Source organism: Xanthomonas sp. 3498 (assembly GCF_014199795.1).
GTDB classification, from domain to species: Bacteria; Pseudomonadota; Gammaproteobacteria; order Xanthomonadales; family Xanthomonadaceae; genus Xanthomonas_A; species Xanthomonas_A rydalmerensis.
Map to the genome: position 1 here is coordinate 94,459 of NZ_JACHOH010000005.1, position 13,689 is coordinate 108,147.

Consider the following 13,689-nt stretch of genomic DNA (forward strand, 5'->3'; position numbering starts at 1 on the left):
CCTCGCTGCGGATGGCGAACCAATCCGGTCGCTCGGGCGCAGATGCCGTCAGCCGCGCGATGTGTACAGCGAGGCGGACGGCGCATCGCGCTGGACCACACGGCGACAGCGTCGAATGGGCAGACAGCGGGCAATCTACGCGCATAAAAAAACGCCACCGTTGCCGGTGGCGTTTGCAGTCGCGTCATGACTGAGGTATTGCGGTGAAGCGAATTGCGGTGAAGCTTATTGCTGCACGAAGCCGATCTTCTTCATGTCCGAATTCTTGGCGGCGGCCAGCACCTTGGCCATCACTTCGTACTCGGAATCCGGATTGGCATCGATGCGCAGTTCCGGCTGGTTGGTCGGATCGCGCTGGACTTCGTTTTCCATCATCTGCGGGAGCGCAGTCACTGCCACCGGGCTGTTGTTCCAGAACACCTGGTTCGACGCATCGATCCGCAGATCGATCGGCGGTGGCGGATCGCGCAACTGCGGCGGCGGGTTGATGACCCGCTGCGGCAGATCCACGTCGATCGGGTAGGTCATGATCGGCGCGGTCACGATGAAGATGATCAACAGCACCAGCATCACGTCGACCAGCGGCGTGACGTTGATGTCGGCCATGGGACCACGGCCGCCTCCTGAGCTGAACGCCATGGCTCAGTTCCCCTTCTCTTTGGTCGCAACGAAACCGACGTCCAGCATGCCCTGACTCTGCGCGATCTTGGTGATCTCGTTGATCGTGCGCATCTTGGTGGTGCGGTCGCCACGCAGGTTGAGCGGCGGCTGCGGGGTCTGCTGTGCGGCGGTCGAGAAGCGCGACTCCAGGGCTTCCTTGGAGATCGGCTCATCGTTCCAGTACAGCGACCCGTCTTCCTTGACCGCCAGCGTGATCGGATTCGAACGCTTGTCGTCCTTGTCCGGATCCTGCTTCAAGTTGGCTTGGGGCAGTTCCACCTTGACCTTGTGGGACATCAGCGGTGCCGTGATGATGAAGATGATCAGCAGCACCAGCATCACGTCCACGAGGGGCGTGACGTTGATGTCGGCCATGGGGCCGCCGCTGTTACCACTACTGAAAGCCATAACGGGCTCCGTTAACGTTGCGTGGACGACTTAGCCGGGATCAGCGAACGCGCGAGCCGGTGGCGAAGAAGTCGTGCAGGTCGTGAGCGAAGGTGTCGAACTTGGCGATCACCGAGCTGTTGACCTTGCTGAAGAAGTTGAAAGCGAACACGGCCGGGATCGCGACGAACAGACCGATCGCGGTCATGATCAGCGCTTCACCGACCGGGCCGGCCACGGCGTCGATCGAGGCGGAGCCGGTGGCACCGATCTTGATCAGCGCGCCGTAGATGCCCCACACGGTACCCAGCAGACCGACGAACGGCGCGGTCGCACCGACGGTCGCCAGCAGGGTCATGCCCGACTGCAGCTTGGTGCTTTCGCGGGTCACGGCCTGGCGCAGGGCGCGGTCGACGAACTCCGAACGGCTCAGGGTCTCGCCCAGGCCATTGCCGGCACCGGCTTCGGCGCGCTGGTGGTGCGCGGCGGCCTGCGCAGCGTCCAGGGCGATCTTGGAGAACGGCTCGGAAGCCGGCTGCTCTTCCATCGCACGGATGGCGTCCTGCGCGTTCGGGGTGTCCCAGAACAGGCTGGTGACGCGGTCGGCCTGGCTCTTCAGGCGGGTGGCGCGGAAGATGTTGATGATCGTCCAGTACCAGGACGAGGCCGACATGATGATGAGGGTGATGAGCACCACCCAGGAGACGGCGAAGTCACCCGGCTTGGAGGTCATTTCGGTGATGAGGTGCTCGAAGCCCATCTGCGACAGGGCGTTCGACGCGTTGTTGCCCCCCGCAGCGGCGGCAATGAAAATTTCCTGCAGCATGACGCGTACCTTTGTTGTGTGTGGTGGTGATGAGGGTGGTGCAAAGAGTAGACAGGGCGGGTGGACCTGCGGTGCGCAGGCCCACGTGCCTTTGTATCAGTTCAGCGCGAAGTTGACCGGGACGCGGACGCGGCCGGCGGTCTTCTGTCCATTGGCCGTAGCGGCGTTGAACCGCCACTTGCGCGCTGCTTCCATGGCGGCGCGGTCCAGGTCGCGGTTGCGGCTGGATTTTTCGACGGCAACGTTCGTCACGTTACCATTCGCATCGACATCGATGATCAGGATCACCTCGCCCTGCGCACCCGAGCGGAATGCGGCCGGCGGATACTTCGGCGGATTCATGTTCTTCGACGAGATATCGACGCTGGCGCCGATGTCGGTCGGCTGCGACGGCGGCGCGGGCGGCGACGGCGGGGTGGCCACGTCGTTCGGACGCGGTTCCGGCACGTCGATCACCGGGGCTTCCGGCGGCGGCGGCAGCGGGGTCGGCTTCGGCGGCGCCAGGTTCTTCACCGGCGGCGGCGGCGTTTCCGGCGGCTTCGGCGGCGGCGGCGGCGGCGGGGGAGGCGGCGGCGGTGCGTCCACCAGGGTGACCATGATGTTGCGTTCCTTCTCCGCCACTGCCTTGGGCGCAACGGCTGGAATCAGCAGCAACATCAGCGCTGCAAGGTGCAGCGCGATTACGAAGGCAATACCGATGATGCGCGGCCAGCTGAGGCCGGAGGCGTCATCTTTGTCGTAATGCCGATGGATGACCAGTTGTTCCGTCATGCGCCAATGACTCGATTAAGGGGGGCGGATTTCGCTGTGGAGCGGAACCCAAGTTCACGCGGGGATGACACCGCAGGAACCTCCAAGCTTATACCAATCCCTGTTACCTGCACTACTTTCAGCACTGGTCGTCGGGGGCTTTTTTTGCGTGCTACTTCAGGTTGATGATCTTCTTGGCGTCTTCCGGCTTTTTGACGCCCTTGGCCAGTGCCTGCTGCGCGGCCTGCTTGGCTTCGGCAATGCGGCCTTCCGAATGCAGCACCTTGGCCAGGTTCAGATAGGTTTCGCCGTCCTTGGACAGCGGCGCGGCCTTCTGCCAGTTCTCGATCGCCTGCGGCAGCTGGTCGGTGTAGTAGTACGACTGCGCCAGGGCGAGGTAGGTCTGGTAGTCCGGCTTCAGAATGCCCTTCTGCATGCCTTCGTTGATGACCCCGATGACGTCCTTTTCGTGGCCCTCGGTGTTGGCGTAGATCGAGTACAGCTGCTTGTATTCCTTCTCGTCGGTCAGCTGACCGGCGGCACGCAGCTTGTCCATCACCGCTGCGGCCTTGTCCATCTGGTCGGCCTGCATGTACATGCTGGCCAGGTTGAGCTGGGTCTTCTTGTCGTTGGGCGACTTGGCGGCCAGCGCCTCGGCGGCCTTGACCGCCTCACCGGTCTGGCCGGCTTCGGCGTAGGACGCCATCAGCAGCTGGTTCCAGCTGTCCTTCGGCTCCGGCGAGGCGGCGATCGCCTGCTTCAGCACGGGGATCGCTTCCTGGTAGCGCTGCGCCTGGTACAGGGCCTGGCCCTTGAGGATCAGGTCTTCCGGGCGGGTCGACTTGGACTCGGCGAGGAACTTGTCCAGCGAGGCCAGGCCTTCGGCGGTCTGGTCGTCCTGCAGCTGCAACTGCGCCAGCATCAGCATCGACTGGAAGTGGCCGTTGTTGTCCAGGCCGTTGAACTGGATCGCCTGCTTCAGGTACGCCTGCGCGGCCTTGCTGTCGTCGAGGTTGTAGGCGGCCTGCGCGGCCAGCTGCGCGGCCAGCGACTTGTCGTACTCGTTGGCGCCGCTGTTGGCCAGGATCTCATCGGCCTGGGTGCGCACCGATGCGTAGTCCTCGCCCTTGTTGTAGGTGTCGATCAGCTTCTGCAGCTTGCTGCCGAGCTTGGACGACGGCTTGCCGTTGGGCTCCTTGCGCTCGGCGTTGGGGAACAGCACCGTCGCCTTCTCGGTCTTCGCGTTGCGCGAGGAGCGGTGGTCGGAGCGATCGCTCTGCGCTGCGGCATCGGTCACCACCGCGCCACCGAGGGCACCTGCGATCACCAGGGACAACAACGCTTGCTTGCGGATGCGGAATTTCATGGGTCACCTCGGTGGAAACCGCCCGGAGCGGCACGGAAGACGGAGCGGCCATTCCTCGGCCGAGCCAGCAAACCTATCAGAAACCTGTACGCCGTGAAAACGTTTTTAGATGCGTTTTCCGTGACAGGCGCGGTGACGACGACCGACTCAGCCGCACTTGGGCGTCCTGCCGGCGCTGCGCGCCTGCGCATACACCGGCTCGAGCGCGGCGACGTCGCGCTGCAGCTCGCCGATGCGTGCACTGGGATCGGGGTGGGTGGAGAGCCATTGCGGCGGACGATCGCCGCCGGCGGCCATCATGTTCTTCCACAGATCCACCGCTTGCGCCGGATCGAACCCGGCCTGCGCCATCAGGCGCTGGCCGACGATGTCCGCCTCGGTTTCCTGCTGGCGCGAGCCCGGCAGCAGGAACAGCGTCTGTGCCGTCATGCCGCCGACCTGGCCGACGGTGTCGGCCGCGCCCTGGCCGTAGCGCGCGCCGGCCAGCGCGCCGATCACGCTCAGGCCCGCCTGCGCGCCGAGCTGGCGGGTGATGCGTTCTTCGTGGTGGCGCGAGATGACGTGGCCGATCTCGTGGCCGAGCACGGCGGCGAGCTGGTCCTGGTTCTTGGCCACGCTGAAGATGCCGCTGTTGACCCCGACCTTGCCGCCGGGCAGGGCGAACGCGTTGGGTTCCTTGTCGTTGAACAGCGCGGTTTCCCAGCCGGTGCCACGCCATTCGGCGGGCAACTGCGCGACCAGCGTGTTGACCACGCAGCGCACGTAGGCGTTGCGCTTGGGATCGGTGTCCAGCTGTTCCTTGGCCTTGGCTTCGGCGAACGCCTGCGCGCCCATCTGGTCGAGTTGTTGTTGCGAGATGCCGCCCACGACCTGGGTCCGCCCGGTTGGCGATGTCGTCGTCGCACACGCTGCCAGCAGCATCGCAAGCGACGCGCCAAGTACCACTTGCTTCATACGGTCCCCCCTCCTAACACGCGTCGCAGTGTGGGGGCCCGTGTCTTAACATTTCGTCAAACAAACCTTCAGGTTGCGCCAAACCAATAGAGGCCGGCGACCGCCAGGGCGTTGTTGAGCCCGTGCGCGGCGATCGGCGCCCACAAGGTGCCGGTGCGCTTGTACAGCCAGGCGAACGCCGCGCCCATGCCGCCATAGATCAGCCACAGCTGTGCGGTTGCGGCCAGGCTGTTGCCGGTGGTCCCCGGCACCTCGTGCACCAGGGCGAAGGCGGCGCCGCTGAGCAGCATGCCCAGCCGCGGCCGGCCGGCATCCCACAGCCGCCCGAACAGCACGCGACGGAACAGCAGTTCTTCGTAGGCTGGAGCGATCACCACCGCGAACACGATCAGGAACAACGGCATCTGCGCCATCGCCTCCTGCATCAGCGGCAGGTTGGTCGGCACCGGCTTGATGCCGATCTGCGCGGCCAGCGCGGAGATCACCGCGCTGCCGAAGAACACCCCGGCCGCAACCAGCAGCACCCAGCCCCAGGTCGACGGGAGGCGCGCGGCCTGCCACGAGGCGCGACGCTCGGCGGCGTTGGCCGGCCGCCGCAGGAAGTACAGCAGCAGCGCCGCGGACAGGGTGCTGACCAGGGCGATCAACAGCTGCGCCAGCGCGCCCGGCTGGCCGACCTGCTGCGCGACCAGCGCAGCCAGGCGATCGGCAGGGATGCCCTGCGCCTTCAACTCCATGGCCAGCTGGGCGCCGCGGATCACGCCCCACACCAGGCCGCACAGCACGCTCACCGCCAGCAGCACCACCGCCGCCAGCAGCACGTCGAGGAAGAAACCGAGGATCGGCCGGCGCGGGCGGGCCGGCGGCGTGGAAGGCAACGGCAGCGGGGGGACGGGCAACGGCGGTGCGGTCATCGCGATCCAGGGCGGAAGCGGGCGGAAGGCACAACGGGACGCCCGCCCCGGCGCAGGCCAGGGGCGGGAACCGCCGCGGTCAGATGTCGAGGTTGGCGACCTTCAGCGCGTTTTCCTCGATGAAGTCGCGGCGCGGTTCGACCACATCGCCCATCAAGGTGCTGAAGATCTGGTCGGCGGCGACCGCGTCCTCGATGCGCACCTGCAGCAGGCGGCGCGTGTCGGGGTTCACCGTGGTCTCCCACAGCTGCTCGGCGTTCATTTCGCCCAGGCCCTTGAAGCGCTGGATCTGGCGGCCCTTCTTGGCTTCTTCGAACAGCCAGGCATGCGCCTGGGCGAAGCTGCTGATGGCCTGGGCCTTGTTGCCGCGCACGATCTGCGCGCCCTCGCGCACCAGCCCATGCAGGGCCAGCGCGACCTCGCGCAGAGCCCGCAGTTCGCCGCTCTCGAAGGCGGCCATCGGCACCCAGCTGGTGAGTTCTTCGCCCATGTGGCGACGGATCACCTTCAACATCGCCGGCTTCTGCTCGTTGCCGCGTTCGAAGTGCAGCGCGTAGCGCGCCGAGCCCAGGCTGCCGCGGTTGAGCACCGCCTGCAGCGCGTCCAGGCTCGGATGCGCCTCGCCCTCGGCCTCGAGCTGGGCCACGTCCAGCGGCGGCAGGTCGATCAGCGCGGTCAGCAGCGCCGGGTCGTAGCGGTGCGCATTGCGCGCCACCGCTTCGTTGGCGCTGGCGAACAGCAGCAGCAACTTCTCCAGCGCCGCACCGGTGATCGGCGGCTCGTTGTTGGCCGGGACCAGCGCCGCGCCTTCGACCGCACTGCTGGCCAGGTAGGCGTTGAGCGCGTTGTCGTCCTTCAGGTACAGCTCCTGCTTGCCCTGCTTGAGCCGGTACAGCGGCGGCAGGCCGATGTAGACGTAGCCGCGCTCGATCAGCTCCGGCATCTGCCGGTAGAAGAAGGTCAGCAGCAGGGTGCGGATGTGCGCGCCGTCGACGTCGGCGTCGGTCATGATGATGATGCGGTGGTAGCGCAGCTTGTCCGGGTTGTACTCGTCGCGGCCGATGCCGGTGCCCAGCGCGGTGATCAGCGTGCCGACCTGGTCGGAGGACAGCATGCGGTCGAAGCGCGCGCGCTCGACGTTGAGGATCTTGCCGCGCAGCGGCAGCACCGCCTGGTTCTTGCGGTTGCGGCCCTGCTTGGCCGAGCCGCCCGCCGAGTCGCCCTCGACGATGAACAGCTCCGACAGCGCCGGGTCCTTTTCCTGGCAGTCGGCCAGCTTGCCCGGCAGGCCGGCGATGTCCAGCGCGCCCTTGCGACGGGTGAGGTCTCTTGCCTTGCGCGCGGCCTCGCGGGCGCGGGCGGCATCGACGATCTTGCCGGCGATGGCCTTGGCTTCGTTGGGGTTCTCCTGCAGGAACTCCTCCAGGCGCGCACCGAAGGCGTTTTCCACCGCCGGGCGCACGTCGGAGCTGACCAGCTTTTCCTTGGTCTGGCTGGAGAAGCTCGGATCCGGCACCTTCACCGACAGCACCGCGATCATGCCTTCGCGCATGTCGTCGCCGGTCAGGTTGATCTTGGCCTGCTTGGCGATGCCGTTCTGCTCGATGTAGGTGTTGAGCACGCGGGTCAGCGCGCCGCGGAAGCCGGCCAGGTGGGTACCGCCGTCCTTCTGCGGGATGTTGTTGGTGAAGCAGTACATCGTCTCCTGGTAGGAGTCGGTCCACTGCAGCGCCACGTCCACGGTGATGCCGTTGTGCTCGCCGGTGACCGAGATCACGTTCGGGTGCAGCGGGGTCTTCAGCTGCGCCAGGTGCTCAACAAAACTGCGGATGCCGCCCTCGTAGTGGAAATCGTCGCGGCGGCCCTCGCCACGCTCGTCGGCGAGCACGATCTTGACCCCGGAATTGAGGAAGGACAGCTCGCGCAGGCGCCGGGCCAGGATGTCGTAGTGGTACTCCACGTTGTTGTGGAAGGCCACCACCGAGGGCCAGAAGCGCACGGTGGTGCCGCGCTTGCTGGTTTCGCCCAGTTTCGCCAGCGGGGCCACGGCCGCGCCGTTGCTGAATTCCTGCTGGTAGTGGAAGCCACCCTGGAACACGTCCAGCAGCAGCTTCTCCGACAGCGCATTGACCACGCTGACGCCCACGCCGTGCAGGCCGCCGGACACCTTGTAGCTGTTGTCGTCGAACTTGCCGCCGGCGTGCAGGACGGTCATCACCACCTCGGCGGCGGAGACCTCGCGCCCGAGCTTGGCGCTCATCTGCGCGTGCTTGCCGACCGGGATGCCGCGGCCATTGTCGGACACCGACACCGAACCGTCGGCGTGGATGGTCACCGCGACATGGTCGGCATGCCCGGCCAGGGCTTCGTCGATCGAGTTGTCGACGACCTCGAACACCATGTGATGCAGACCGGTGCCGTCATGGACGTCGCCGATGTACATGCCGGGCCGCTTGCGGACCGCCTCCAGGCCTTCCAGGGCGGTGATGCTGTTGGCGTCGTAGTTGCCGTTGCTGGGCGGGGTGTTCTGTTCGTCGGTCATGCGGGTGCCGTAGGCTCCACGAGGCGGCGAAGACAGGCCGGGGCCGGTTCGCGCCGCTGGATAGGGGATTGGTGGAAATTATAGCAGCCCGGGCGGCTGCCCCCCGTGGCGGCCTAGGAGGGAACCAGGATTTGTCCATGTTCCACGTGGAACCGCGCAATCGGCAGGCCGGCACCGGCCAGCGCCTGCGGGGTTTCGGTGGCGGTGACGAAGACCTGGGCGGGTCCGGCCCGCAGACGCTCCAGCACACGCCCCTGATGGTGCCGGTCCAGTTCCGAGGCCAGATCGTCCAGGGCGATCACCGGCCATTCGCCACGTTGCTCGGCATAGTCCTCGGCTTGCGCCAGCAGGCAGGCCAGGGCGGTGAGCTTGGCCTGGCCGCGGGAGAGGGCGTCGCGGCCGGGGATCTCGGCGAAGCTCAGGCTCCAGTCGGCGCGGTGCGGGCCGGCCGAGGTGTAGCCGAGCTGCCGGTCGCGCTCGCGGTTGAGCAGCAGGGCATCGGCAAGCGAGACGTCTTGGCGGCGCCAGCCGGGCGCGAACTGCAGGTGTGCGATTTTCAGCGTCGGCGCCAGCTCGGGGGCCAGGGCGAGCAGGCGCTGCAGCAGCCGGTCCAGGTAGTCCTGGCGGCGCGAGGTCAGCGGCTCGCCCGACTCGGCCAGCTCGTGGTCCCAGGCATCGAGCGCCGCGCCGCTGCCGCCGCTCTTGAGCAGGGCATTGCGCTGCTTGAGCGCTCGCGCGTAGCGCCGCCACAGCGGCAGGAAGTCAGGTTCCACGTGGAACAAGCCCCAATCGACGAAGCGGCGCCGCGGCTCGCCCCCCCCGCTGACCAGCAGATGGCTGCCCGGCTCGAAGGTGACCACCGCCAGCGCTGCGCACAACGTGCCGAGGTGGGCGATGTCCTGGCCGTCGAGGCGGCCGCGCCACTCCTGACCGCTGTGACGCAGTCCGGCGCGGCGCCGACGTGTCGCACCGGCCTCGCCCGACTGCTCCTGCCATTCGACGAAGACGTCCAGCGCTTCCTGGCCTTGGCTGACCAGTCCGTCGCGCACCCGGCCGCGGAAGCTCCGCCCATAGGCCATCAGGTGCATCGCCTCGAGAACCGTGGTCTTGCCGGCGCCGTTGTCGCCGGTGATCAGGTTCAGCCCGGGCGCAGGCGCCAGCTCGAGCGTCGCGAACCTGCGCAGATGGTGAAAGTCGAGGCGGGAGACGTGCATGCGGGAATGGAGGCGAAAGCGCTCGCGCCGGGCGCACGCAGATCGGGATCAGGGGGAGGGCGGCAGCATACCCAAAACGGCTGGCTGGCGTTGTGCAGTCGGTGCGCCGGGCACCAGGTCGCAGTGCGATGGACGGAATGCTTCGGGCTGGCGCCGGAGGCTTGTCGGCCGAGCCGCGGAAGGGAGATCGAGCAGGGCGCAATTGGAGCAGGCGAAAATGTCGCTATTCGCTCTGTTTGCCGGCGGACCGACAAAGGAGCGTATCTCCCATGTCGGCGCAGTTGGTCCTAAGCTCGCGCAGCTAGGCGTAGCAGCGCCTCCGTACGTGCCGCCACGGTTAGGGGGCCGCGCGTCAGGTTGCGTCGATGTGTGACCTCGGCGCTTGGACCCATCCGTCCACAGAAAAAGAAAACCCGGCACAAGGCCGGGTCGCTTTCCGCGCGTGTTCCACGTGGAACACGAAGCGAAACGTCAGAGACGCAGCGGCATCACCACGTGACGCGAGCGGGCACTGCTGGCTTCGCGCACCAGCGCGGACGAGTTGGCGTCGCGCAGCTGGATCACCACGAACTCCTCGCGCAGCGCGGACAGGGCATCGAGCAGGTAGTTCACATTGAAGCCGATCGCCAGGTCGCTGACCTTGGTGTCGGCTTCGACTTCTTCCTGCGCTTCTTCCTGTTCCGGGTTATGCGCGCTGATCTTCAGCTGGCCCGGCGACACTTCCACGCGCACGCCGCGGTACTTCTCGTTGGACAGGATCGCCGCACGCTGCAGCGCCGCGCGCAGGATCTCGCGATCCAGCTTGACCTCGCGGTCGGCACCGATCGGGATCACCGCTTCGTAATCGGGGAAGCGGCCGTCGATCAGCTTGGAGGTGAAGGTGACATCGTCGCGCTTGACCCGTACGTGCGCGCGGCCGACTTCCAGTTCGACTTCGCGCTCGCCGCCTTCCAGTAGACGCTGCAGTTCGGTCACGCCCTTGCGTGGCACGATGATCTGGCGCTTGGCGCCGCCGGCGTTCTCCAGTTCGGTCTCGCACAGCGCCAGGCGATGGCCATCGGTGGCCACACAGCGCAGGGTCTGGTTGTGCAGGTCGAACAGCAGGCCGTTGAGGTAGTAGCGCACGTCCTGCTGCGCCATCGCGAACGCGGTGCGCTCGATCAGTTCCTTCAACGCCGCTTCCGGCACCACCACCCGCTCGGTGGCTTCCACTTCGTCGACCGACGGGAAGTCGTTGGCAGGCAACGTGGCCAGGGTGAAGCGGCTACGCCCGGCCTGCACGGTGATCTTGTCGCCGGATTGGGACACGGTGACCTTGCTGCCGTCGGGGAGCGCCCGGACGATCTCGAACAGCTTGCGCGCCGGAATCGTGGTTTCGCCGTCCTGGGCATCGTCGACCGCAATGCGCGAGACCATTTCCACTTCCAGATCGGTACCGGTCAGCGACAGCTGCCCGCCGTGCACCTGCACCAGGAAGTTGGCCAGAACCGGCAAGGTCTGGCGGCGTTCGACCACATTGACGACTTGCGCCAATGGCTTGAGGAAGGCTTCGCGCTGCAGTGTGAAACGCATGTGGTTCCGTGCCCCTATGCTTTAAAAGATGTGGAATAAATCAAAAGCTTGGTGGTGATGGTAGAGCGAAATTCGGTGCAAATGTAGCTCAAACCACTGAATACAAAAGATTTTTCACGCCCTCAATCCCGTGTACTACTGCCCCGGAACTGGTGGGGAAACCTGTGGATAGTTTTGCCGTCGCCGCCGCGTCGCGCTTTATCCACAGTTTCTCCCGGATTTGTCGCGAAGTCATGCACCGATTTATCAAGCGGCCCCCCGGTAGTCCCGCTTGGGCTCACTCGCTGAGCTTGCGGATCAGCTTGTCCCAATCCTCGCGCAGCTTGCCGTCGGTCTCCATCAGGTGCTTGATCTGCCGGCAGGCGTGCAGCACGGTGGTGTGGTCGCGCCCGGCGAACGCGTCGCCGATCTCCGGCAGGCTGTGTTCGGTCAGTTCCTTGGTCAGCGCCATCGCCACCTGCCGCGGCCGCGCCAGCGAGCGCGTGCGCCGCTTGGACAGCAGATCCTTGATCTGCAGGCCGTAGTAGTCGGCCACGGTCTTCTGGATGTTGGGGATGCCGATCGCCTGCTGCTGCGCGCGCAGCAGGTCGCGCAGGGTCTCCTGGGCGAACTCGGTGGTGATCGCGCGGCCAGTGAAATTGGCGCGCGCCGCCAGCGTGTTGAGCGCGCCTTCCAGATCGCGCACGTTCGAGCGCATCTTCTTGGCGATCAGGAACGCCACGTCGTCGGGGATCTCCGCGCCGCGCTCGCGCGCCTTGGCCAGCACGATCGCCGCACGGGTCTCGAAATCGGGCGGATCGATCGCCACCGACAGGCCCCAGGCCAGGCGCGACTTCAGCCGCGGCTCCAGCCCTTCGACCTCGCGCGGATAGCGGTCGCATGTCAGGATGATCTGCTGGCGGCCATCGAACAACGCGTTGAAGGTGTGGAAGAACTCTTCCTGGGTGCGGTCCTTGCCGGCGAAGAACTGGATGTCGTCGATCAGCAGCGCGTCCACCTGCTGGAACTGGCGCTTGAACTGGTCCATGGTCTTGTCCTGCAGCGCGCGGATCATCGCGCTGAAGAACTGTTCCGAGCGCAGGTACATCACCCGCGCATTCGGATTCTGCTCGCGCATGGCGTTGCCGGCGGCGAACATCAGGTGGGTTTTGCCCAGGCCGGTGCCGCCGTACAGCAGCAGCGGGTTGTGCGCGCGGTCGCCCGGCTTCTGCGCGGCCTGCACCGCAGCGGCCAGGCCGAGCTGGTTGCTGCGCCCTTCGACGAAGTTGGCGAAGGTGTAGTGCGAATCGAGGTTGCCGGCGAACGGCTCCAGCAACGGCGGCGTCGGCGTGCGTGCGGCCGCGCTCTCGCTGGGCGGTGCGGCAGCCGGTTCCGGCGCGCGCGGGCGCGAACCGACCTGCAACAGCACCTCGCCGCTGCCGGCGAAATAGGTCAACAGCTCGCGGATGCGCGGCAAGTAGCGCTCGCGCACCTGCTCGACGATGAAGGCGTTCGGGGCGTACAGCACCATGCTGTTGTCATGGCGCTGTTCGGCTTGCAGCGGTTTCAACCAAGTGTGAACGTCCTCGGCTGGAAATTCGGCTTCCAGACGTTCCAGGCAACGGGGCCAAGCATCCATCAGATCTAAATTCGTCGATAGACCGGGCATGAAGGGCGCGCTCGGGCGCGGCGCATTCGGCCGGTGGGAGAGGAAAGCGGATGGATCAGACTACCACCGGCGCGCAGGGTCGGGAATGGTTTTCCCACGGCTATTCACAGATCCATCCACAGGCCGGGTGCTGCCGTCCTCTGCCGTGGGCAATACAGGGAGTTGACCGCGGCGTGAGTGGTCCTATAGAATTTCCGGTTCTTTCCGCCCCATTCAGATCAGAGCGCCCCGATGGCCACCAAGCGCACCTTCCAGCCCAGCAACCTCAAGCGCAAGCGCGACCACGGCTTCCGTGCCCGTATGGCCACCGCCGACGGCCGCAAGATCCTGGCCCGTCGCCGCGCCAAGGGCCGCAAGCGCCTGAGCGCTTGATTGCTTCGCCGCCCCAGGCGGCGCCTGCAATCCGGACCGTGAATCATCCCGACCCGCGTAGGCGATTTCCTCGCTCTGCGCGGGTTCGCACGTCTGCGGAATACCGCGTCGTGTTCGATGCCGCGCGCCGCTGTTCCGAGCCGCTGATGAGCCTGCACTGGCGCAGTTCGCCGCACCCGGCGCGGCTGGGCCTGGCGGTGTCGCGCAAGGTCGACAAGCGTGCAGTCGTGCGCAATCGCATCAAGCGCGTGCTGCGCGAGGCCACGCGGCAGCTGCTGCCGTGGCTGGCGCCCGGCGATTACGTGGTAGTGGCGCGCAGCGCCGCCGCCCAGGCCAGCGGCGATCAACTGCGCCAGGCCTATCTGCGCCTGCTGCGTCGCGCCGGCGCATTGCCGGCCCCGTCCGCGGACGGCACAATGCCGCCGCCCGATCGTCCTTCTTCCCCCACATCCACGTCAGAACCTGCTTCTGGCTGAGCCGAGCT

At 66.4% G+C, this 13,689-nt stretch carries 13 protein-coding genes; 2 read left to right on the top strand and 11 right to left on the bottom strand.

Annotated elements, in window-relative coordinates; genetic code table 11:
• Positions 1 to 225 precede the first annotated feature (225 nt).
• The 11 genes from GGR66_RS15115 to dnaA all read right to left on the bottom strand — a co-directional run bounded on the left by GGR66_RS15115 (position 226) and on the right by dnaA (position 12,803).
• Complete coding sequence (locus tag GGR66_RS15115) at positions 226 to 639, bottom strand: biopolymer transporter ExbD (RefSeq protein ID WP_026143210.1); 414 nt, start codon at positions 637 to 639, stop codon at positions 226 to 228.
• Between the two features lie 3 nt (positions 640 to 642).
• A complete protein-coding gene (locus GGR66_RS15120; RefSeq protein WP_010340666.1) occupies positions 643 to 1,068 on the bottom strand; it encodes a biopolymer transporter ExbD in 426 nt (141 codons plus the stop codon).
• 40 nt (positions 1,069 to 1,108) lie between these two features.
• The gene (exbB, locus tag GGR66_RS15125) at positions 1,109 to 1,873 is read right to left on the bottom strand and encodes a TonB-system energizer ExbB (protein ID WP_160967176.1); all 765 of its coding nucleotides are present in this window, start codon (positions 1,871 to 1,873) and stop codon (positions 1,109 to 1,111) included.
• A 96-nt stretch (positions 1,874 to 1,969) separates the two neighbouring features.
• Positions 1,970 to 2,530: an energy transducer TonB gene (locus GGR66_RS15130; protein WP_184449011.1), complete on the bottom strand. Its 561-nt coding sequence runs from the start codon at positions 2,528 to 2,530 to the stop codon at positions 1,970 to 1,972.
• 265 nt (positions 2,531 to 2,795) lie between these two features.
• The gene (locus tag GGR66_RS15135; protein ID WP_184448829.1) at positions 2,796 to 3,989 is read right to left on the bottom strand and encodes a tetratricopeptide repeat protein; all 1,194 of its coding nucleotides are present in this window, start codon (positions 3,987 to 3,989) and stop codon (positions 2,796 to 2,798) included.
• Between the two features lie 147 nt (positions 3,990 to 4,136).
• A complete protein-coding gene (locus GGR66_RS15140; RefSeq protein ID WP_160967171.1) occupies positions 4,137 to 4,943 on the bottom strand; it encodes a M48 family metallopeptidase in 807 nt (268 codons plus the stop codon).
• A gap of 68 nt (positions 4,944 to 5,011) precedes the next feature.
• Positions 5,012 to 5,857 (bottom strand): type II CAAX endopeptidase family protein, encoded by an 846-nt coding sequence (locus GGR66_RS15145; protein ID WP_184448830.1) that lies wholly within the window; start codon positions 5,855 to 5,857, stop codon positions 5,012 to 5,014.
• Between the two features lie 79 nt (positions 5,858 to 5,936).
• Positions 5,937 to 8,399 carry a DNA topoisomerase (ATP-hydrolyzing) subunit B gene (gene gyrB, locus GGR66_RS15150; protein WP_160967169.1) on the bottom strand — a complete coding sequence of 821 codons (2,463 nt, stop codon included), beginning with the start codon at positions 8,397 to 8,399 and terminating at the stop codon, positions 5,937 to 5,939.
• Positions 8,400 to 8,512: 113 nt separating this feature from the next.
• The gene (gene recF, locus GGR66_RS15155; protein ID WP_184448831.1) at positions 8,513 to 9,613 is read right to left on the bottom strand and encodes a DNA replication/repair protein RecF; all 1,101 of its coding nucleotides are present in this window, start codon (positions 9,611 to 9,613) and stop codon (positions 8,513 to 8,515) included.
• Between the two features lie 471 nt (positions 9,614 to 10,084).
• Positions 10,085 to 11,185, bottom strand: a complete 1,101-nt coding sequence (gene dnaN, locus GGR66_RS15160) for a DNA polymerase III subunit beta (protein WP_184448832.1) — start codon at positions 11,183 to 11,185, stop codon at positions 10,085 to 10,087.
• 277 nt (positions 11,186 to 11,462) lie between these two features.
• Positions 11,463 to 12,803, bottom strand: coding sequence for a chromosomal replication initiator protein DnaA (gene dnaA, locus GGR66_RS15165; protein ID WP_184448833.1), 1,341 nt, complete (start codon positions 12,801 to 12,803; stop codon positions 11,463 to 11,465).
• Positions 12,804 to 13,064: 261 nt separating this feature from the next.
• Between dnaA and rpmH the strand changes: the two genes are divergently transcribed.
• Together rpmH and rnpA are read left to right on the top strand one after the other, a co-directional pair.
• Complete coding sequence (rpmH, locus tag GGR66_RS15170; protein WP_003469983.1) at positions 13,065 to 13,205, top strand: 50S ribosomal protein L34; 141 nt, start codon at positions 13,065 to 13,067, stop codon at positions 13,203 to 13,205.
• Between the two features lie 38 nt (positions 13,206 to 13,243).
• A complete protein-coding gene (gene rnpA, locus GGR66_RS15175) occupies positions 13,244 to 13,681 on the top strand; it encodes a ribonuclease P protein component (RefSeq protein ID WP_184448834.1) in 438 nt (145 codons plus the stop codon).
• Positions 13,682 to 13,689: the final 8 nt, after the last annotated feature.

Excerpts from the sequence above, each read along its gene's own strand:
- GGR66_RS15115 (WP_026143210.1), bottom strand. The coding sequence starts at position 639 with ATGGCGTTCAGCTCAGGAGGCGGCCGTGGTCCCATGGCCGACATCAAC.
- GGR66_RS15120 (WP_010340666.1), bottom strand. The coding sequence starts at position 1,068 with ATGGCTTTCAGTAGTGGTAACAGCGGCGGCCCCATGGCCGACATCAAC.
- exbB (WP_160967176.1), bottom strand. The coding sequence starts at position 1,873 with ATGCTGCAGGAAATTTTCATTGCCGCCGCTGCGGGGGGCAACAACGCG.
- GGR66_RS15130 (WP_184449011.1), bottom strand. The coding sequence starts at position 2,530 with ATGTTGCTGCTGATTCCAGCCGTTGCGCCCAAGGCAGTGGCGGAGAAG.
- GGR66_RS15135 (WP_184448829.1), bottom strand. The coding sequence starts at position 3,989 with ATGAAATTCCGCATCCGCAAGCAAGCGTTGTTGTCCCTGGTGATCGCA.
- GGR66_RS15140 (WP_160967171.1), bottom strand. The coding sequence starts at position 4,943 with ATGAAGCAAGTGGTACTTGGCGCGTCGCTTGCGATGCTGCTGGCAGCG.
- GGR66_RS15145 (WP_184448830.1), bottom strand. The coding sequence starts at position 5,857 with ATGACCGCACCGCCGTTGCCCGTCCCCCCGCTGCCGTTGCCTTCCACG.
- gyrB (WP_160967169.1), bottom strand. The coding sequence starts at position 8,399 with ATGACCGACGAACAGAACACCCCGCCCAGCAACGGCAACTACGACGCC.
- recF (WP_184448831.1), bottom strand. The coding sequence starts at position 9,613 with ATGCACGTCTCCCGCCTCGACTTTCACCATCTGCGCAGGTTCGCGACG.
- dnaN (WP_184448832.1), bottom strand. The coding sequence starts at position 11,185 with ATGCGTTTCACACTGCAGCGCGAAGCCTTCCTCAAGCCATTGGCGCAA.
- dnaA (WP_184448833.1), bottom strand. The coding sequence starts at position 12,803 with ATGGATGCTTGGCCCCGTTGCCTGGAACGTCTGGAAGCCGAATTTCCA.
- rpmH (WP_003469983.1), top strand. The coding sequence starts at position 13,065 with ATGGCCACCAAGCGCACCTTCCAGCCCAGCAACCTCAAGCGCAAGCGC.